Below are 19,245 nucleotides of genomic sequence, written 5' to 3'. Positions count from 1 at the left end.
GGTGATTGTCCCAGAGATCATCACCTCGCGGCGGCGACACCAGCTCCTGCACAGTCGCACGGCCATCCGCCTGCGCCGTGCTCTGCGCCCACTGCCCAAGATCGTCATTACCTCGGTCCCGTTTCATCTGCCGTCGGACTGACCGCGGGTTGAGCAGTACGTGAGGTCGTTGTGCGCCGCCCGTGCTCGGACCGTACAGTCTGCCCGTGCCGATGCTCAGGGGAGTTCTGTCGCCGAGAACACGCGTTCCACATGGTAGTAGCGGGCCACGCATGACGCGGGCCACGCCTTGCGTCCGTCGTCAGCGAACGGTTCTGTCATTTTGCTGATGGGCAGCCGTGTGTAGGGGAGTACCTTCGCGCCGGCTGCGGACTGGCTGCGCAACCAGTGATCCTGGTGGTCCCATTTCCGAGCGCGTACCGCCATGTCGGCGCCGAGATGCACGAGAGAGACGGCAAGCGCGAGGCAGACCAGGGCGTACATGGTTGCGGCGGCGGCCTGCGGCGGCCCGGTGGGGCGCCCGCGCTCTCTCCACGCGCGACCGAGGAGGGCGCCCACGAGGACAAGCAGCAGGATATAGAGGAGCAGGTAGTCGTTCCAGAGTCGTGTGGACGTCGCGACGGTCTTCCCGAAGGCCGGGTAGGTGATGACCGTGCACAGGTAGCCGGAGACGAGGAGGGCGCAGACGCCGGTCCAGGCGAGCAGCGTCCCGTTTCTCATCGAGGGAAGGCGGCCTTCGTGCTGTCGGGCCAGCAGACCCAGGAGGAGGCCGGCCACGAAGGCCCCCAGGTACTGCCATGTCGTGAGAATGATGGCTGCGATGTGCGCGAAACCGCGCAGCGAACCGAGGAGCGATTCGGGAGTGAGTATCGTCGCGGCATGGTGACTTTCACGCCGATGCCGTGAGCCCGGAGAACCGAGGAGGACCAGGCTTCCGATGACGATTCCGGTGATCCCTGCGATGCACCAGCCGCGGAAGAAGGTACGTCGCTCCTGCGGGAAGACCCGGCCGCTGATCAGCAGCAAGCAGCTCAGTACGACCACACCGACGACACAGGTCTCCTCCGACAGCGTGCCCATAAGGAGCCCCGCCACGAAGACAGTGAGCAGCGCGAAACCTCTGCCCCGTCGTGATGTGGCCCGCAGAAGGGGAAGGGCCGCAGCGCAGGCGAACACGGGCGGCAGGGTGTGCGAGACGGACGCGGCCGGCCAGTAGAACGTCTTGTAGGTGTTGGGGGACCCGAACAGGAAAATCACTGTCACCATTGATGCCAACAGGAGGGGGACTCCCCGTGGCACCGTCATACCCGCCCTGGGCAGAGCACCGGCGACAGCGGCCCAGAGGAGCCCGAGCATCAGCACACCGCTGATCAGGCCGAACCATTGATGCCCGGTGACACCGAATCGCGCATAGCACCAGACCAGCACAGCGTTCATGATGCGCCCGTTGTCCAGGTAGTAGAACTTCCCGACGATCGCGGACAGCCCCCCGTCACGCACGACGGGCAGAAAGCACCAGTCATCACCGGATGGACGCACCCAACGGCCGAACCAGGCCGCGGCCGCCAGCAGAGCGACGGGGAGAATCGCGAGTGAACCGACCCACAGAGATCCCCACCACCGAGCTGCCCCGCGGTCCGGAACACCGTCCCTCCGTCGCTCCTGAACGGATTCACCTGGGGGACGTTCCACGACCGGTATTCCTTTCGCTCGGGTCCGACACCGCGCCGCGGCCCTCGCGTCCGGGCCCGCCCACAGGCCGGCGCGGTCGGGACCAGCTCGCTCCGGCGTGTCAGCCCTCGGGGCGCCGAAACCGGTAGGAAACGCCGGCCCCCACAGCCCACGCCCCCTCGCTGTCCGGCCGGGCACTACTGTTCACCGGCAGCGGTCAGGGCAAACAGGGCCGGACAGCTCCGAACCGCCCCGGAAGACGGCTGAGTGCCACACAGTTCAGCAGAACATGAGCGCACGTGCCATTGAACAGAGCCGAGTCTGCACAACTCTCTGCTCGAAGAACACTGCAACGGAGCAGGGAGGAATCAGGAGCAGACCGGCCAGGCGCATCACCAAGGACCGTTCGGGCAGCGACGAGACGGATGCTTCACCCATTCGGTGCCATCCCGTGGCGTGATTCGGCCGGAAGGCATCGCGGAGAACGATGGGGCCTGCACAATTTGTTTGACGATGCCTCGGGTTGAGACGCATCAAGAGGACACAGAAGCATGCTTCCGAGATGCCGTGACCACACCTGCCAGGGATCCGAATGACAGAGTGCCAGGTTTCGATCGTAGTTCCCTGTTTCAATGAGGACGAGGTGATCGAGCGATTTCACCAAACACTGGTTGTCGTCCTCGAAACGACTCGACGCAGCTTCGAAGTCTGTTACGTCGACGACGGCAGCCGGGACGCGACCAGGGAGCAGCTGCGCGCTCTCGCTGCCGCGGATCCGCGGGTTCGCTACACCTCCTTCAGCCGGAATTTCGGCAAGGAGGCCGCGATGCTTGCGGGATTGCGTATGTCCCGGGGGGACGCCGTGATTCTCATGGACGCCGACCTTCAGCATCCACCCTCACTCGTTCCCCGGATACTGGAGCTGCGGCAGCACGGCTACGACCAGGTCGTCGCGCGTCGGGACCGTTCGGGGGACGGCGTGCTGCGCAGCGTCGTCAGCACGGCCTACTACCGTGCGATGGGGCATTGGATGGATGTCGACATCACCGACGGAGAGGGAGACTTCCGGCTGCTCTCCCGTCCTGCCGTCGAAGCGGTGCTCGCCCTGCCCGAAGCCAACCGGTTCTCCAAGGGCATCTTCTCCTGGATCGGCTTCGACACCGTCAGCTTCACTTACCACAACGTCAGCCGCGCCGCCGGTACCTCGAAATGGGGCGGAAGACGCCTGCTCAACTACGGCATCGACGGTCTGATCTCCTTCAACAGCCGACCGTTGCGTCTGGCCGTCTACATCGGTCTCACGCTCTTCTCCGCAGCGTTGGCGTACGCGCTATGCATCGTCATCGACGTCGCCCTGCACGGTGTGCGCGTCCCCGGATTCGCCACCCTGCTGACCGCTGTTGTAGCACTCGGCGGGGTCCAGCTGGCCACGCTCGGCATTATCGGTGAGTACGTCGGGCGCATCTACCGCGAAACGAAGCACCGGCCGCTCTACGTGGTGCGCGAGACGGAGGTAAGTGTGCGGGAGGAACGCCACACCATTGCGGACCGTCATCCGTCCGACATGCTGTCAGCGACGGATGCGGGAGCCTCCGCGATCGGATCGTCCAAGGGGCGCACCGTGCGCCAGTTCTTCGTCTTCGCGTCGATCGGAATCGTCAATACGGGGGTCTATCTGGCGGTGTACGCCTCCCTGAACCGATGGATCCCCTATCTGATCGCCCACGTCATCGGTTTCGCGGTCAGTATCGTGGGGTCGTTCTTCCTCAATACGTACATCACCTGCCGTACGAAACCGACGTGGCACGGATTCTTCCGGTACCCCGTCTCGAGCCTCGTCAACCTCGTGCTCACCGGCGTTCTCCTCTTTGCGGGTGTCCATACCCTGGGCATGGGCAAGAACGTCGCCGCCCTGGCGGCGGGACTCCTTGCCACCCCGCTCTCGTTCCTGCTCGCTCGATGGGCCATCAACTCCGGCACCGCCCTCGCCCAGCAACGGGCCCGCTGATCGGGAACCCGCGCCGCACCGGTCTCGGTCAGCGAACTGGCCGAACCGTTCGGCCGGCACGGTCAGAGGCCGTGGCCGGCCAAGTGCGTTGCTCAGTGGTACCACCTCAAGCGCATCACCTACTCGCCCCGGTTTCCCCGAACGGAGCCAGGCCATCCGACGACACCGATGGGCTCAGCGCTGCCCCGTAGGTGACCGTTCCTCGCACGCTGGACACGGTGACATCCCGGCGGCGATTTTCCCGGGGTCCGGGCGCGGCCGGGCGTGGAGAAATTTAATTCCGCAGCGTAATGATAAGGGGGTCGGTGATCGATCATGGTGAAAGCCTTCGAATGAATTCGGAAGAGAATCTACTTGTTGGGTGGCTGAGGCTGGGCCCGCGTACTCGGAATGGGTCCGGGGAATCTCCTTGATTTGGTGAAAATGAGATGAGGAATCCTGTCGGAATTTCTTCACCGACTGCGAGTCAATCGTGTACCGCTGCTTCAAAAGCGTTGAAGGGCATTGCGCCGACGGGAGCCGTCACGTTTAGCTGATGGACGGATGGATTTGTTGCGGAGTAGCGTTGACGCAGCGAGCGACCTGCCGTTTTCGCTGAGCCCGGAGTGACGAGGTGTACGCGTATGGAGTCAGATCGTGCAGATCGGATGGTGTCGAGACTTCGCGCTCGCGGAGTCATGGCGCATGTGGTCGAGGCAGGCGTGTACGAGTTCGGTATCAGGGTCGTGCTCGACGAAGATCTTGAAGCTCTGTGGGACCTTGACGGAGCTGCCGGTCTTGACGCGGAGATCGTCAGCGAAGGCGTGCTCGTCGGCTTCATCCCACATGTTCCCGGTTCGGAGAATTTCACCGAAGACCAGCTCGTGAACAGCATTGCAGCGACGGATTACACCGTAGGCAGCCTCAGAGTCCCGACGGATCGCCCCGTTACGGAAGCCCGGGAATCCGGCGAGGTTCAATCGAATTCAGTTGCGCCTCGTCAACGCCGGTCCCACTGGATCCGGCGAACCGAAAAATGAGAAATGGCTCAAGGGTGGTTCGGCCGCTCACGCGGCGGCTTCATCATCAAGCTCCACCTGAACGCAAACGGCCGCTGCCGTCGGCTGTTCCTGATAGCCACGCCCGGGCAGCGGGCGGACTGCACACGCTTCGAACCGGCGGCCGGAGAAAGTCTGAGTCTCTCGCATCGGGTCAGGCGCGCCCCGCAGGAAGCCGGACAGTCTTGCGGACAACAAGTCATCCGGTGATGGTCAAGAGTGAGTCTTTTCCAACCTCCCACGTCACAAACAGCGCTCCCTGCTCCGCCGGCTACGGCGTGGCCGCCTCCCTCAGGTGTAGTTGAGGTGTCGGTCTCGGCTGCGAGCGCGTCCTGACGTCGACCCGAGAGAGGGTCAGATCCCGGCTCAAGCTGCCGCGCAGAGGCCGAATCCGCGTGGGAGGCGCGCGACGGCAGCGCCGGCCAGGGTGAATGCGACCGGGGTACCCGGTGCGACCCATCCGATGCGGATGGCGTTTGGTCGTCAGCCCGCAAGACGCCCTGTGCTTCCTTCGCACACGCGACTCAGCTTTCGAATTGATCAAGAAAAGGAACCTGGAATGGAGGGTGGACGCACCGGGGGGCCACGTTAAGGGCTGTCCCGTCATCCCTGGTGGGCGCACGACGACAGCTACGGCACCTCGCCGCGTTGTCGGAACGCCCGAATGCGCCCAGTATGAGGGTGCTCCTCCGCCTTGCGATGCACCGCTTCTGACGCCGTGCGCTGATCCACCAGGGATGACAGGACAGCCCTTAGGTCCTGTCCTGCCGGTCTTCGTGGGCCCGGAACGCCTGGAACGGCACCTCGCTGCGTTGTCGTCAGTCGCCCACGTACGTCCAGTACGAGGACGATTCTCCGCCTTGCGATGCACCGCACTGGACGCCCCGGGCCGATCCACGAAGATCTTCAGTGCCTCCTAGTCGGGCAGGTGGTAGACGGCGAGGGCCGCGGTGTCGTCGTCGAGGCGGTTGTTGCTGTAGATGAGGAGGTCGTGATGGAGACGATCGAGGAGTTCCCGCGGCTGGAGGAGGCCCCAGGAGAGGACACGTTGGCGGAGCGGGTAGAAGGCCCCGGTGGGGTCGCGTGTCTCGGTGACGCCATCGGTGTAGAACAGCAACTGCTCGCCGGGGCGGAATGGGTATTCGTCGACGCGGTAGGCCTCCGTGAGGAGCATGCCGAGGTTGAGGGGCGGTGCGGGGTCGGCCGTCTCCAGTTCAGTGACCTCGTCGGAGCGGATGAGGAGGGGTGGGGGGTGGCCGCAGTTGACGATGCGGACCACGTGCTGGCGGGGGATCTCCGCGAAGACAGCAGTGACGAAGCGCTCCCCCACGTCGTCTCCGGCCAGGCGGGCGGCCCTGCGATTCATGCTCGTCTCCGCCCGGCGGGCAACGGCGGCGAGGTCGGGTTCGTCGTGGGCGGCCTCGCGAAAGGCGCTGAGGAGGGTGGCGGCCGTCTCGACGGCAGCTAGTCCCTTGCCACGGACGTCGCCGATGACGAGGCGGAGTCCGTACGTGGTGGGGACGGCCTCGTACAGGTCACCGCCGATGCGTGCTTCCGCGGCGGCGGACAGGTAGAGGTCTTCCACCAGAAGGGGGCCGATGCGGTGAGGGACCGGGCTGAGCAGGACATGCTGCGCGATTTCGGCCACGAAACGCACGGTGGCGAGGGTGCGTTCCCGGCGCACGCGGTGGGCAGCCAGGATTGTTCCGAGAACGCCGAGCAGAGCGGTGCACAGGTAGGCGGCCACGTAGTGGCGCTCCCACACGTATGCCACCGGGCGGCCCGCGCAGCACGGGGTGCCGGCCAGGACCGCTTCGAAGGCGATCGCGAACACGGTGACGGCGGCGACGGCAGCGGGGCCGTGGGCGAAGGCTGCGATCACGGGGAGAGCGATGAGCATGAAGCTCACCGGCCACTCCACGGGCGTAACGGGTTCGAGCACCAGGATGCCCGCGACGTAGAAGGCGGGCAGCCAGCGCATCCAGGCGGGCGCGGCCGGCACCTGCGGGCCCCCATCGCCAGGCCGCACTGCCGAGCCGCTCGCTGCTCCGCGGCGGCCCGGCCACCTCACCGCTCACTCCGTCGCGGAGTGAGCGGCGCGAGTACGGACGCTGCCCGGTCGCAGGACGGAGCTACTGTGTGGCCTGCACGCGGACGGCGCTCCTGGTGGCTCCACTCACACAGCCTGTACACGCGGGACTCCTGGCACATGAGGTGGTCGAGAGGTCCATCTTGCTGCGTTGCGGCGCTTCGGGTCGGCCATTGCTCCAGCCCATGGCATGTCAGGACCTTTGTGCGGGGTCGGTCTGCCGGGAGGCGGCGGCGTCCGCAGGTGTGAGTGGTGGGCGCCATCGGTTCCCGAAGGGCGGAGTCTCCTCGCCCGGGGTGGCGAGGCGGTGCTCCGGCACGTCGGGCAGGGCCGGCGACTGCCGGATCGGGGGTGGCAGCCGTCGGCCGAGTCCGCACAGTGCGCCACTGTCGGGGTGCGGTCCGACGCGAGCCCCGCCATGGTGCGGGACGGCGACCGGCTGAGTGTGTTCACCCGGGGTGCGGACAGCTCGCTGCGGCAGCAGGCCTGGCGCGACGGCCGCCGGGACGCGCGGACCACCGATCTCGGCGGGCCCACGCGCTGGGATCGCCCGTCGCCGACCTGGCCGGGCAGGGAGACATGGACGTCTTCGTCCGGGCACCGACGACGACTCGGTCGTGACCCGGGTGCGCGACGCGTTCGGCAACCGGTCCGAGCGGTCGTCGCTGGGCGGGGCCATGAGCAGCAGCCACGCTCGACGCCGACGGGGGAGCAGGTACGGCTTTACGCACGTGCCGGTGACTACGCCCCCCTGGCAGCGCACCTACGCCATGGGCGACGGCTGGGGCGACTGGCTCCCGGGGAAGCGCTTCGCCGGCGGGGCCTTCGACGGGGAGCCCAGCGTCGTGTCCGGGCCGGACGGCGCCGTGCTCACGGTTTTCCGTGGCGTGGCCTTGCCTCAGGGCAGGAAAAGTACCTGGTCAACGCCCTGGAAAATAAATTAGTAATTAATCTTGACGGTGACTAGGTTGCCACGTCACGCTGTATCAGCCGAACGAGGGGCCGGCCGTCAGGGCCACAGGCCCCCTTCCATGGGCGCAGAGGAAGTCCCATGAACACCACAGCACGGAGCCGCCGCAGCTTCCTCGCGGGTGCCGCGGCCGGCGGCGCCACCGCGCTGATGAGCGGCTGCGCCGCCTCGTCGACGACGCACGGGAAGGGCGCCTCGGGCGGTGCGGTCACCCTGCAGTCCAACCTCTCCTTGCCGCAGGCCAATTCGGCGGCGCAGGAGGTCGTCGACGCCTTCAACAAGCGGGGCGGGGCGAAGGGCTCGCTCAACGCCGTCGCCTCGGAGACCTTCCGTACGCACCTGCCGATGTACCTCACCTCCGCCACCCCGCCGGGCCTCTGCACCTCGTGCCCGCGATCCGTCGCGGAGTCGCACGCCATGAAGGACCTGCTGTTCGACGTCAGCGACTCGGCCGCCCGCTGCACCGACCAGCACACCAAGACGGTCCACAGCGGGGTCCATCTGCTGCACGGCGGACCGCTGTTCGCCTGGACCGCGCAGGACGAAGCGGAACCCGTCGTCCTGGTCAGGCAGGAGCCGTCTGCTCGACGGAACCGTCAATGAAGTCGCCGACAGCGTTCACGAACACCGAGGAGTCGACCCGCCCCATGAACGGAAACACCCGCTTCGCCGAAAAGGTGGCCGTGGTCACGGGAGCCGCCTCGGGCATCGGCGCGGCCACCGCCGAACGACTCGCCGCGGAAGGCGCCGCGGTGATCCTCGCGGACATTGCCGCAGGTCCCGGTGAGAGCGCCGCCGCCGGTATCCGCGCACAGGGAGGCCGGGCCCTCTTCGTCCGCGCGGACGTCGCGGACGACGGCGACTGGGAACGGATTGTCTCGGCGGCGCACACCTTCGGCCCTGTCGGTGTCCTGGTGAGCAACGCCTTCACGGTCGATGTCACCCCCGCGCACGAGATGACCCTCGGATCGTGGGAGCGCCAGCTCGCCGTCAACCTCACCGGCGCGTTCCTCGGCTTCCGGGCCGTACTGCCCGACCTGCGCGAACGCCGCGGCGCCGTGGTGCTCACCTCCTCGGTCCACGCCTACAAGGGCATCCCCGGACATTCCGCCTACGCGGCGTCCAAGGGCGCCTTGCTCTCCCTGTGCGGACAGCTCGCGGTGGAGTACGGACCCGAGGTGCGGATCAACACCGTGCTGCCGGGTCCCATCCTCACCGCGGCATGGGACCGGGTCTCGGAGGAGGACCGCAGAAAGAGCGTCACCGAGACCGCCGCACAGCGCTTCGGAACCCCCCAGGAGGCAGCGGCGGCCATCGCGTTCCTCGCCGCCGACGAAGCGTCCTACATCACCGGGTCGAGCCTGCTCGTGGACGGCGGCTGGTCCGTCGTCAAGGCCTCGGCCTGACCGCCGCCGTACCCATCGCAGATCAGAAAGGCACACAGACATGACGCCATACGCGCGCCGCGGAGTGCACGGCCAGACTGTGGAGACTCTTGCGCGCCGGGTGCTGAGCGGCGAGATCCCCGAAGGGGCGACACTCGACCTCGTGGCGCTCCAGGGCGAGCTGGACGTCAGCCTGACCGCCCTGCGGGAATCCCTGAAGGTGCTCGCGGCCAAAGGGATGGTCGACGCCCGGCAGAAGCGCGGCACCTACGTGAGAGCCCGCTGCGACTGGAACCTCTTGGATGCGGACGTTCTGCGCTGGCAGTTCGCAGGCGGCACCGGTTCCGGCACCGACCTGGCGCTGCTGCGCAACCTCGGCGAAGTGCGCGGCATCATCGAGCCGGCCGCCGTCCGGCTGGCGGCCGAACGCCGCACCGACACCGACCTCGACGCGCTCGAAGCGGCCCTGACCGCGATGGGCCAGCAGGAGGGCGGCGCGGCCCATGCGGTCGAGGCGGACCTCGCCTTCCACCGCGCGCTCCTCGCGGCCACCCACAACGAACTGCTCGAACGGATGGAGATGGTCATCGAGTCCGGCCTCGCGCACCGCGACGAGATCGTGCACAGCTCGCTGCACGGCGAGGACCCCGTTCCGAGCCACCGTGCCGTTCTGGACGCCGTACACGACCAGGACCCGGCTGCCGCCGAACGCGCCATGCGGGCCCTGCTCGACCAGGCCGTACGCGACCTGGACCGCGCCCACGGCACCGAACCGGCCAACGACGAGGGGGCCGGGGCCCGGTGAGGATCACCCGCATCGAGACCTTTCTCGTACCGCCGCGCTGGCTGTTCTGCCGGATCGAGACCGACGAAGGAGTCGTCGGCTGGGGCGAACCCGTGGTCGAGGGGCGGGCCGAGGTCGTCCGCGCTGCCGTCGACGTCCTCGCCGAATACCTGGTCGGCCAGGACCCGTTGCGCATCCAGGACCACTGGCAGGTGCTCAGCAAGGGCGGCTTCTACCGGGGCGGCCCGATACTCTCCAGCGCTGTCGCCGGCATCGACCAGGCCCTGTGGGACATCGCCGGAAAGGCGTACGGCGCACCTGTGCACGCTCTGCTCGGCGGCCCGGTCCGCGACGAGGTCCGGGTCTACGCCTGGGTCGGCGGCGACGAACCCGCCCAGCTCGCCGAGGAGATCACCGCGCAGGTCGAGGCCGGGTTCACGGCCGTGAAGATGAACGCGGCGGGCCGCACCTCACCCCTCACCACCCCCGCCGAGACCGCCGCCGTGGTGGAACGGGTGGCCGCCGCCCGCGAGGTGCTCGGCCCCAGCCGCGATGTCGCCATCGACATGCACGGCAGGTTCGGACCGGCCGGCGCCCGCCGGGTCCTGCACGCCATCGAGCCCCTGCACCCGCTGTTCGTGGAGGAACCCCTCCTTCCCGAACAGGGACACCTGCTGCCCGCGCTCGTCGGCGCCACCTCCGTACCCATCGCGACCGGCGAACGGCTCTACGGGCGTGCCGAGTTCCTGCCCGCGCTCGCTGCCGGCATCGCGGTCGCCCAGCCGGATCTCTCGCACGCCGGGGGCATCTCCGAGGTCCACCGCATCGCCTCGCTCGCCGAGACCTACGGGGCGCAGCTCGCCCCGCACTGTCCCCTCGGCCCCATCGCGCTCGCCGCCAGTCTCCAGATCGCTTTCTCCACCCCGAACTTCCTCATCCAGGAGCAGAGCCGGGGCATCCACTACAACAGGGACGCGGACCTGCTGTCGTACGTCGTCGACACCGGCCCGTTCCGCTTCGTCGGTGGACGGGCGCAGCGCACGCTCCTGCCGGGGCTCGGCATCACCGTCGACGAGAACGCCGTGCGCGCGGCCGACCGGACCGGACACGCCTGGCGCAATCCGGTGTGGCGGCACGACGACGGCGCTTTCGCCGAGTGGTGAGCACGTTGACCTATGTCGGCATCGAGACCGCCCCGGTCCATGGCGGACGGTGGACGTCGCTGCGGGCCGCCGGCCGCGAATGGCTCTGGCACCGCGGCGAGCCGCGCCGCTCCGGTGTGCGTCCACGACGGCGCGGCCACTCTGCGGATGGCCGTCGAGGCCGAGGGCCGGCCGGTGTCCGTCGCGCTCTGGCGCAACCTGGGCGGCTTCCCCGACCAGGAGCCGTACCGGTCCGTCGGGGTCGAGCCCATGCTCGGCCCGGTCTTCGATCTGGCGACCGCGCAGCGGCGAGGTCCGCCGGCGTCTCACCGTGACCGCGGAAGCGGAGACAGAGCCGGAAACAGACACAGTGACAGCAATACAGAGAGGGAAGGGAACTCGCACGTGGATCTGCTGACCGAGTTGCGCACCCATCGGATCGTCGCCATCGTGCGCGGCGACGACGCGGACGCCGCACTCAGGACCGTACTGACCCTGGCCGAGGAGCACCTCCCGCTCATCGAGGTCTCCCTCAGCGGCAAGGACACACTCGACGTCCTCCGCCGGGCCCGCGCCGCCCTCGGGTCCGGTGCTCCGCTCGGCGCGGGCACCGTTCTCACGGCACAGGACGCACAGGCGGTACGCGACGCGGGAGCCGACTTCGTTGTCACTCCGGCCGTCTGCGCGGCTGTCACGGAGGCCAAGCGCCTCGGGCTGCCCGTGCTCGCGGGGGTGATGACCCCGACCGACATCGTTGCCGCGCTACGGCTCGGCGCGGACGCGTTCAAGATATTTCCCGCGACGCAGGCCGGCGGCCCCGGATATCTGAAGGCGCTGCGCGGCCCGTTCCCGGACGCGCCGTTCGTGCCGGTCGGGGGAGTGGACGCCGATGCGGCCGGTACCTATCTCGCGCACGGCGCCGTCGCGGTGGGCGTCGGCTCACCGCTCATCGGCGACGCGGCCGACGGTGGCAGCCTCGACGCGCTCCGCGAGCGGGCCCGCGCCTTCCGCGACACCGTACGTGCCACCGCCCCTGCGGATCCCGGGCGATGACCGCCGGTACGCCCGCCGTGTGCTGGCAGGACCGGCTCGGGCTCGGGGAAGGGATACGCGCGGTCGATGGTGGCATCGTCCTCGTAGACATCCTCACCGGACGGCTGCTGGCCGGACCGGCGGACCGCAAGGCTCCGCTGACGCAACTCGCCAGGCTGTCCGTACCCCTGGGGGCGGTCGCCAGCGTCCACGGACGCCCGGGCACCTGGATCGCGGCCGCCGGAACGGGGGTCTGCCTGATTTCTCTGGACGGGCGGACCGAGTGGCTCTCACGACCGGAGGACGGGGCCGCGTCGGCCATGCGGATGAACGACGCGACGGCCGATCCGTTCGGCAGATTCTGGGCCGGCAGCATGGCCTACGGCGCCGAGGACGGGGCGGGCTCGCTCTACCGTATCGACCACGACGGCACGGTGATCCGGGTGCTGGACGGCCTCACCGTGCCCAACGGCCCGGCGTTCAGCGCGGACGGCACCGTGATGTACCTCGCCGACAGCGCGAAGGGGGTCATCCGCCGCTACCCGGTCGACCCCGGCACCGGGCTGCCGGGTACGCCGGACACCTTCGCCGTGCTCGACCGAGGTAGCCCCGACGGCATGACGGTGGACGCCGAGGGAGCCCTGTGGGCCGCGGTCTGGGGCTCCGGCACCGTCCACCGCTACCGCGCCGACGGCACTCTGGACCAGCAGATCAGGTTCCCCGCGACGCAGCCCGCCGGGCTGTGCCTCGACGGGGACACCCTGTACGTCACCAGCGCCCGGCACGGCCTCGCCGCACCCGGACCGATGGACGGTGCCATCTTCGCTGTGCGGGTCGGGGTGCCCGGCCTGCCGCATTCCCCTTACCGACCCGGGAGGGCCGAGTGACCGCGATCCACGCGTCTCGCGAAACCGGCGGGCGGCCCGCCCCGGGACCGGTGACCTGTATCGGTGAGACCATGGCCGCGCTGGTCCCGGAACCCGCCGCCCCGCTGGACGGCGCCGGTCTGCTCGGGGTCCGGATCGCGGGCGCCGAGTCCAATGTGGCGATGTATCTCGCCGACCACGGGGTGCCCGCCCGCTGGGTCTCCGCGCTCGGTGACGACCCGTTCGGACGCCGGATCCGCGCCGAAGTGGCCGCGTCCGGCGTCGACATCAGCGGCGTACGCACCGACCGGCACCGCCCGACCGGACTGCTCGTCAAGGACCCCGGCATCGACGGCACCCGGGTCCACTACTACCGCCGCGGCTCCGCCGCCTCGGCCCTGACCCCGGACCTTCTGGACGACGACACCGTGCGCACCGCCGCGCTCGTCCACCTCAGCGGCATCACCCCGGCGCTCTCGGCGGGCTGCCGGGATCTGGTCACCGCGCTGCTGGAGCCGGCGACCGGTGAACGCCCTTGCCCCGTCAGCTTCGACGTCAACTACCGGGCCGCACTGTGGACGGACGGTACGGCGGCCTCCGTCCTGCTCGGGCTCGCCCGGCGGGCGGACATCACGTTCGTCGGCCTCGACGAGGCCCAGGCCCTGTGGGGAGGCGGACTGGCCGACGTCTGGGCCGTGCGGGACCTGCTGCCGGAACCGCGCATCCTCGTCGTCAAGGACGGCGGGCGGGCGGCCACGGCCTTCGACGGCTCGCGGGTCCACACCGTGCCCGCGCCGCGGGTCGAGGTTGTCGAACCGGTGGGCGCCGGTGACGCGTTCGCGGCCGGGTTCCTCGCCGGGCTGCTGCGCGGCGAGGACACCGTGCGGGCGCTGCGGCTGGGGCATCTCACGGCAGGCGCCGCGCTGCGGGTCACCGGCGACCACGGCCCGCTGCCGGACCGCGCTCGCCTGGCTGAGCTACTGGACGCGGCGCCCGAGGAATGGTCAGGAGGCGGGTGACCTGGCGATCCGGCCACCCGTCGCCGAGTCCGTACCGGTGCCTGGCAGTTCCGCCGCCCGGCCCGGTCACCCACCGCCGGGACCATCAAGTGCGTTTGAGACTCGTTGAGTTCGTCCGTACTGACATTTGACGTCAGGACGCGGAAGTGCGACCTGTCGTGGTGCCCGTGCGGAACGGGGTGAAGTGCGCCGGGGGGCGATCGATGGGCAGGTCCGGACGCCAGGTCGTGAGGATCTGAGCGGAGCGGACGAACAGCCCTTGTGGGAGGGCGACCAGGCTGTACCACCTCCAGTCGCCAACACACTCGCGCGGCTGGTTGGCGGGTCCACCCTCCCAGGCTCTGACGACGGCGCCGACGGTGACGCGCAGCACATCGTCCACGCGGTCGACCAGCGTCCCCAGGAGGGGGACGTCCTGACCGGTTGCTGCGAGACCCGCTTCCTCGGCCAGCTCGCGCATGACAGCCTCTTCGAAGCTCTCACCGGGTTCCACCGTGACCCGGGGGGTTCCCACGTCCTCGGCGGTGCCGGCCGAGCAGCGGACCCTGCTCGCCGACGACGACGGCTCCCACCCCCTACGGCCGCGTGCGGGACCGGCGCTCGGTGCGTGCGAGGGCGGCTGGAGATACGAGTCGGCTGCCGACGTGGCAGGCGCCTTGCCCGGACGAGCTGGATCACGACGGGGCTGTCGTCGTGCGGCGCCCGCAACAGGTCCACTGCTTCGACGGTGAAGCCGTGACCGGTGAGCAGGTCCTTCCTCAGCTGCGGAGTGAGCACCCGCGTCTGGGGGTGCGATGGGCTCCTCGTCCCGTAGCCGGATGAGCCGCTCGCGCGGTGCCACGGTGCTGGACGGGCCTCGGCCGTCGTCGCTGTCGGTATGCAGGGCGGAGAAGACCTGCAGATGACCGGGACGGAGGCGCACATGCCTACAGAAGAGCGGGATTGCCTGCACATTACGGAGACAGGACACGATGGGATGGCAGGGGACAGCAGCTCTGTCCTTCGGCACTGAAGTCAGTCGACTTCAGTGCTCTGACCAGGCTCGACTACTTCGTTGTCACGCGACGCTGCTCTCCTCGTGCGGCTGGTTCCTGCCGCCGGGCGGGTTCACATGCGGCCGATGCCGCGACGCCGAGAGCTCCATCCGCGTACAATTCCAGTGAATATGTCCACCATTGCAGATATATGAGAGCTTATGTGATGGATGGTATTGCCGATATGGGGGGAACCCAGGGATGGGGTCCCGTTCATCCGCCGAGATGCGATGAACCTGTTTTCGAGGAGTCCTGGCAGCGCAAGGCATTTGCGCTTGCGATCCTCTCCAGTCGCGTTGCGTGCGGCGGCATCAACACGGACGCCTTCCGGCACGCGCTGGAGCGTCTGGACCGAGCCGCCTACCTGGACGACGGCTATTACGGGCGCTGGCTCAACGCCGGGGAGCTGATGCTCACCGACAGCGCCATCCTGGCGCCGGGCGCGATCGACGCCCGCGCCCGCAACCTGCGCGGTGAACGCGTCGAGGAACCGCCGATCCCGGAGGCCGCCCGGCCCGACTACACGCCGACCGCCGAGGGCTGGCTGCGCACCGTGGACGCCGCCCCGGTCTTCGCCGTCGGCGAGCGTGTGCGCGCCAAGGACATGTCGCCGCCCGGGCACACTCGGCTGCCGGGCTATGTGCGGGGCCATACCGGCATCGTTGAGCTCATCCAGCCTGCCGCGGTGCTGCCCGACACCAACGCGCACTTCCTGGGCGAGAACCCGCAGCACGTCTACTCGGTGCGGTTCGACTCGAACGAGCTGTGGGGCGCCGACGCCGAACCCTTCGCGCTCACCGCAGAGCTGTACGAGAGCTACCTGGAGGCAACCTCATGACCACCATCGGCGGACCGGGCGAGAGGCTACCTGCGGCCCTGCGCACCGAGGCGCTCGAGCAACTGCTCACCGAGCGGGGCCTGATCGATCCGAAGGTGATGAACGGGATCATCACCACCTACGAGACCAACGTGGGCCCGCTCAACGGGGCCAAGGTCGTCGCCAAGGCGTGGACCGACCCGGAGTACCGACGGCGGCTGCTCGAGGACGGCACCGCCGCCATCAAGGAGTTGGGCTTCTCGGGGCAGCAGGGTGAGCACATCGTCGTCGTGGAGAACACCGAGACCACCCACAACGTGGTGGTCTGCACGCTGTGCTCGTGCTACCCGTGGCCGGTGCTCGGCCTGCCGCCGAGCTGGTACAAGGACCCCGCCTACCGTGCTCGGATCGTCAGGGAGCCGCGGACGGTGCTGGCCGAGATGGGACTCGAACTCCCCGACGACGTGCGGATCACCGTCCGCGACTCCACTAGCGAAGTGCGCTGGTTGGTGCTGCCCGAACGTCCGGCCGGCACCGAGCACCTGTCCGAGGAAGAGCTCGTGCCGCTGGTGACGAGGGACGCGATGGTGGGCGTGGCGAAGGTCAAGGCCTCATGAGCGCGCCGTTGGACATCGAGGGCCCGACTGCACCGCCCCGCTCCAACGGCGAGCTGGTGTTCGCCGAGCCGTGGGAGAGCCGTGCCTTCGGCATGGCCGTCAGTTTGTACGAGGCGGGCGCGTTCGCCTGGCCGCAATTCCAGGCCGCGTTGATCGCCCGGGTCGCTGCTTGGGAGAGTGCGTCGGCGCGGGAGGAGCCCTACAACTACTACCTGCTCTGGCTGGGTGCCCTGGAGGACGTGCTCGTCGACCTGCGCACCGTGTCCACGGACGAGGTCATCGCACGCGCCGAGGCCCTGGCGCAGCGCCCCGAGGGCCATGACCACCGTCACGATCACGAGCATCCGCACTCACACTGATCCGCAGCGACCTCCGCCGACGGCGGATGCCGGGGGAGATGCTGGGGCAGACAGAGGAACGCCGGCTCGCACACCGACTCGGTGAGCAGTTGACCGACATGGTTCTCGTCCAGCTACTCCGTGATCACGTACGCGACACCCGGATGCCGCCGCACCAGAAGGGGCGCGAGCCGAGGATCTCTACGTGGCTCGTCTGCGGCTCAGTGGACGCGCAGCCTCATCGGTGGCCGAGGCGGTTCCGGCGCTTCAGTGAATGGTTGGTCGATGATCCGGTCGGCCGCGGACTTCGAGATGCCGAAGACCGCGGCCGACTCAGCGCAACGCCAGGTTCGTTAAGTGTGGGATCTCAGATCCGGCTACTCAGTGACGGACGTTTCGCTGGTAAAAGGGTCTGAAGCGCTACTCGGGAGCCTGCTGGTTGGCAACGACGCACAGTCACGTGATCTATGAGTCGCACCTGGAGCTTGCACGCTTCTCGATGAAACATGACTCAAACCAGTTCGGGTTGCGGTTCCGGTTGCGGAGCTGGTGCGGCCTTCGATTCCCACAGTTTGGTGGTCCGTACGTAGCTGTGGACCACTGAGGCCATCGACAGAAGAAGAAGTGGCCCAAACACCCACGGATGTTCGGCCATCTCCATCGGCAGATAGCGATATGACACCAAGAGTGCAGTGAAGACCGTTGCACCGTAGGTGACCAGCTGGATTCCTGACCGGTCCCAGCCACGTTCGAGCGACCGCAGCGCCGCCTCGATCGTAAACGTGAACACCACGCCGGCAACGATATCCGCGCCGTAGTGGTAGCCGAAGCCCAGCGTCGCACCGAGCGTGGCAATCAGCCAGCACGCGCCTGCGAATTGCAGAATCCGTGGGCCCTTGCGGGAATGGATGAAGATCGCGGTAGCCCACGCTGTGTGCAGGCTGGGCATGCAGTTGCGTGGAGTGATCTCGTCGAATGGCATGTGGTGCGGAGTAGTGATCGGCGGCGGCGTGTCCGGCCACAGGTTGGCCACCGCCCAGTGCCCGCCGTCGGCGCCGTAGGCGAAGATCGGCCCGACCACGGGGAAGATCATGTAGATGCCCGGCCCGAGGAGGCCGATGACCAGAAAGGTGCGCACCAGATGGTGGCTCGGGAAGCGACGCTCGACCGCCACGCTACGTAGCTGGTACACCGTGACGACGACCGCGGCCACCGGAAGCAGAGTGTAGACGTAGTCGAGAAAATGGGTGCCGATCGGGCCAGTGGCTGTGACGATCCGGCCCACCAGCCACGACGGGTTGCCCAGCGCGTTATCGGCGGTTGCCACGTACTGGTCAAGCACCTCCGGGCGCGTCTTCGACGTGATGAGTAGCCAGGTGTCGCCAGTCTTACGGCCGGTCACCAGCAGCAGGCCCAGCCCGACACCCTTCAGCAGCAACACACGTTCCCGGCCCGTGCGGCGCGTGAGCGCGATGACCGCATAGCCCAAAATCACCCACAACGCGCCGTTGCCGAAGGGGTGACCGTCGGTCACTTTGGCGTCGGCCGCCCACCGCACCAGTAGGAAGGTGAGGTCGATGCCGATCGCGACACCAGCCGCGATGAACCGTTGTCGCCAGGTGAGCACCACCATCATCAGTGCCATGCTGGCGTACAACAGGAAACCCGATTGGGGGGCGAATACCACTTCTTGCGCCTGGGTGGTGATCGGTCCCGGTAGGCCGTAGTGACGCGCGGCGATCTCCAACGCGATGAGGAATCCGAGGGTCACCGTCGCCGCCGTGGCCCACAGTATCGCCCGTGGTTGACGCCACACGGCGAACGTAATTCTGTTTTTTCTTCGTGAAAGAACCCGCGATGCTATAGGTATCAATTGTTTGGCCGATTTGTTAGACGTTGGTTAAAGACACTCTTCGTGCCGGACGCATGGATTTCCGGTGAAGGACGGGCGATGGCGCTCGTCGTGAGTTCGAACATGCTATCGGGGTGGTGCGGGTGGGTCGATGGTCGCGGGTGGTGCGACGGCCCGTCGATCCTGGCTCGATGGCCCAGCGTCTCGGGAATGACCACGGAACTCTCGAACGCCCGGCGGCGTCGAGGGCGACCCGGGCTACCCAGCGGCCTTGAAGCGTCTGCAAAGAGCCGTGAGGCGGCGGCGTGGGCAGAGGCGTTGGCATACCGCCAACACGCCGAATACAGCGCTCAGTTCTCCCTTCGTGACGAAGCCTGGGACAACGGTCACGTCGACCGTGGCTGTCGGTATGTTCGTCCTTGGTCGCAACGCCCAGCTGTCCGGCCCTTCCAGGGCCTCATGGACCAGCGGATCACGACCGCTCTTGGTTCAGGCGGCTCTACCGTCTTGATCGGGTTGATCGAGCCATTCGTAGGGTTGGGTCGCCCAGGGGTGCTGGGTGTGGCTATCAGGCGGCTGCCGTC

The 19,245-nt window shown here is 68.1% G+C and carries 16 protein-coding genes; 12 read left to right on the top strand and 4 right to left on the bottom strand.

Features of this window, described 5'->3' with window-relative positions; genetic code table 11:
- Window positions 1–216 precede the first annotated feature (216 nt).
- On the bottom strand, window positions 217–1,500 hold the full coding sequence (locus ACIBB8_RS20935; RefSeq protein WP_398954178.1) for a DUF6056 family protein: 1,284 nt from the start codon (window positions 1,498–1,500) through the stop codon (window positions 217–219).
- A gap of 763 nt (window positions 1,501–2,263) precedes the next feature.
- On the opposite strand from ACIBB8_RS20935, the gene ACIBB8_RS20930 reads away from it, so the two are divergent.
- Complete coding sequence (locus ACIBB8_RS20930) at window positions 2,264–3,679, top strand: glycosyltransferase (protein WP_398954176.1); 1,416 nt, start codon at window positions 2,264–2,266, stop codon at window positions 3,677–3,679.
- A gap of 677 nt (window positions 3,680–4,356) precedes the next feature.
- Window positions 4,357–4,698: a hypothetical protein gene (locus tag ACIBB8_RS20925; protein ID WP_398954174.1), complete on the top strand. Its 342-nt coding sequence runs from the start codon at window positions 4,357–4,359 to the stop codon at window positions 4,696–4,698.
- A gap of 934 nt (window positions 4,699–5,632) precedes the next feature.
- Here ACIBB8_RS20925 and ACIBB8_RS20920 read toward each other — a convergent pair.
- Complete coding sequence (locus ACIBB8_RS20920) at window positions 5,633–6,718, bottom strand: PP2C family protein-serine/threonine phosphatase (RefSeq protein WP_398954172.1); 1,086 nt, start codon at window positions 6,716–6,718, stop codon at window positions 5,633–5,635.
- A gap of 1,138 nt (window positions 6,719–7,856) precedes the next feature.
- On the opposite strand from ACIBB8_RS20920, the gene ACIBB8_RS20915 reads away from it, so the two are divergent.
- The 7 genes from ACIBB8_RS20915 to ACIBB8_RS20885 all read left to right on the top strand — a co-directional run bounded on the left by ACIBB8_RS20915 (window position 7,857) and on the right by ACIBB8_RS20885 (window position 14,003).
- Window positions 7,857–8,378 carry a hypothetical protein gene (locus ACIBB8_RS20915; protein ID WP_398954170.1) on the top strand — a complete coding sequence of 174 codons (522 nt, stop codon included), beginning with the start codon at window positions 7,857–7,859 and terminating at the stop codon, window positions 8,376–8,378.
- 44 nt (window positions 8,379–8,422) lie between these two features.
- The gene (locus tag ACIBB8_RS20910; protein ID WP_398954357.1) at window positions 8,423–9,181 is read left to right on the top strand and encodes an SDR family NAD(P)-dependent oxidoreductase; all 759 of its coding nucleotides are present in this window, start codon (window positions 8,423–8,425) and stop codon (window positions 9,179–9,181) included.
- A gap of 40 nt (window positions 9,182–9,221) precedes the next feature.
- Window positions 9,222–9,965, top strand: coding sequence for a FadR/GntR family transcriptional regulator (locus tag ACIBB8_RS20905; protein WP_398954168.1), 744 nt, complete (start codon window positions 9,222–9,224; stop codon window positions 9,963–9,965).
- Window positions 9,962–11,107, top strand: a complete 1,146-nt coding sequence (dgoD, locus tag ACIBB8_RS20900; RefSeq protein ID WP_398954166.1) for a galactonate dehydratase — start codon at window positions 9,962–9,964, stop codon at window positions 11,105–11,107. Before ACIBB8_RS20905 ends, dgoD begins: the two co-directional genes overlap by 4 nt.
- A 384-nt stretch (window positions 11,108–11,491) precedes the next feature.
- Window positions 11,492–12,139 carry a bifunctional 4-hydroxy-2-oxoglutarate aldolase/2-dehydro-3-deoxy-phosphogluconate aldolase gene (locus ACIBB8_RS20895; RefSeq protein ID WP_398954355.1) on the top strand — a complete coding sequence of 216 codons (648 nt, stop codon included), beginning with the start codon at window positions 11,492–11,494 and terminating at the stop codon, window positions 12,137–12,139.
- Window positions 12,136–13,005, top strand: a complete 870-nt coding sequence (locus tag ACIBB8_RS20890) for an SMP-30/gluconolactonase/LRE family protein (RefSeq protein ID WP_398954164.1) — start codon at window positions 12,136–12,138, stop codon at window positions 13,003–13,005. The genes ACIBB8_RS20895 and ACIBB8_RS20890 overlap by 4 nt, the downstream gene beginning before the upstream one ends.
- A gap of 71 nt (window positions 13,006–13,076) precedes the next feature.
- Window positions 13,077–14,003, top strand: coding sequence for a sugar kinase (locus ACIBB8_RS20885; protein WP_398954353.1), 927 nt, complete (start codon window positions 13,077–13,079; stop codon window positions 14,001–14,003).
- A gap of 133 nt (window positions 14,004–14,136) precedes the next feature.
- On the opposite strand, the gene ACIBB8_RS20880 is transcribed toward ACIBB8_RS20885, so the two are convergent.
- A complete protein-coding gene (locus tag ACIBB8_RS20880; protein WP_398954162.1) occupies window positions 14,137–14,517 on the bottom strand; it encodes an NUDIX domain-containing protein in 381 nt (126 codons plus the stop codon).
- Between the two features lie 671 nt (window positions 14,518–15,188).
- Here ACIBB8_RS20880 and nthB point away from each other — a divergent pair.
- Genes nthB through ACIBB8_RS20865 form a run of 3 tightly spaced genes read left to right on the top strand, consistent with a single transcriptional unit; the run spans window position 15,189 to window position 16,830 of the window.
- Entirely contained in the window at window positions 15,189–15,875 is a 687-nt protein-coding gene (gene nthB / locus ACIBB8_RS20875) for a nitrile hydratase subunit beta (RefSeq protein WP_398954160.1), read from the top strand.
- Window positions 15,872–16,471, top strand: coding sequence for a nitrile hydratase subunit alpha (gene nthA / locus ACIBB8_RS20870; RefSeq protein ID WP_398954158.1), 600 nt, complete (start codon window positions 15,872–15,874; stop codon window positions 16,469–16,471). The genes nthB and nthA overlap by 4 nt, the downstream gene beginning before the upstream one ends.
- Window positions 16,468–16,830 carry a nitrile hydratase accessory protein gene (locus tag ACIBB8_RS20865; RefSeq protein WP_398954156.1) on the top strand — a complete coding sequence of 121 codons (363 nt, stop codon included), beginning with the start codon at window positions 16,468–16,470 and terminating at the stop codon, window positions 16,828–16,830. Before nthA ends, ACIBB8_RS20865 begins: the two co-directional genes overlap by 4 nt.
- A gap of 490 nt (window positions 16,831–17,320) precedes the next feature.
- Here ACIBB8_RS20865 and ACIBB8_RS20860 read toward each other — a convergent pair whose 3' ends face one another.
- The gene (locus ACIBB8_RS20860) at window positions 17,321–18,604 is read right to left on the bottom strand and encodes a phosphatase PAP2 family protein (protein ID WP_398954352.1); all 1,284 of its coding nucleotides are present in this window, start codon (window positions 18,602–18,604) and stop codon (window positions 17,321–17,323) included.
- Between the last annotated feature and the right edge of the window lie 641 nt (window positions 18,605–19,245).

The sequence above is a fragment of the Streptomyces sp. NPDC051286 genome (assembly GCF_044455345.1).
Taxonomy (GTDB): domain Bacteria; phylum Actinomycetota; class Actinomycetes; order Streptomycetales; family Streptomycetaceae; genus Streptomyces.
The sequence above is the reverse complement of the archived record's forward strand: the minus strand, read 5'-3'. Positions and strand labels throughout refer to the sequence as shown.

What these genes read in the sequence shown, in the direction of transcription:
- ACIBB8_RS20930 (WP_398954176.1), top strand. Translation starts at nt 2,264, where the DNA reads ATGACAGAGTGCCAGGTTTCGATCGTAGTTCCCTGTTTCAATGAGGAC.
- ACIBB8_RS20925 (WP_398954174.1), top strand. Translation starts at nt 4,357, where the DNA reads ATGGCGCATGTGGTCGAGGCAGGCGTGTACGAGTTCGGTATCAGGGTC.
- ACIBB8_RS20915 (WP_398954170.1), top strand. Translation starts at nt 7,857, where the DNA reads ATGAACACCACAGCACGGAGCCGCCGCAGCTTCCTCGCGGGTGCCGCG.
- ACIBB8_RS20910 (WP_398954357.1), top strand. Translation starts at nt 8,423, where the DNA reads ATGAACGGAAACACCCGCTTCGCCGAAAAGGTGGCCGTGGTCACGGGA.
- ACIBB8_RS20905 (WP_398954168.1), top strand. Translation starts at nt 9,222, where the DNA reads ATGACGCCATACGCGCGCCGCGGAGTGCACGGCCAGACTGTGGAGACT.
- ACIBB8_RS20890 (WP_398954164.1), top strand. Translation starts at nt 12,136, where the DNA reads ATGACCGCCGGTACGCCCGCCGTGTGCTGGCAGGACCGGCTCGGGCTC.
- ACIBB8_RS20885 (WP_398954353.1), top strand. Translation starts at nt 13,077, where the DNA reads ATGGCCGCGCTGGTCCCGGAACCCGCCGCCCCGCTGGACGGCGCCGGT.
- nthB (WP_398954160.1), top strand. Translation starts at nt 15,189, where the DNA reads ATGAGAGCTTATGTGATGGATGGTATTGCCGATATGGGGGGAACCCAG.
- nthA (WP_398954158.1), top strand. Translation starts at nt 15,872, where the DNA reads ATGACCACCATCGGCGGACCGGGCGAGAGGCTACCTGCGGCCCTGCGC.
- ACIBB8_RS20865 (WP_398954156.1), top strand. Translation starts at nt 16,468, where the DNA reads ATGAGCGCGCCGTTGGACATCGAGGGCCCGACTGCACCGCCCCGCTCC.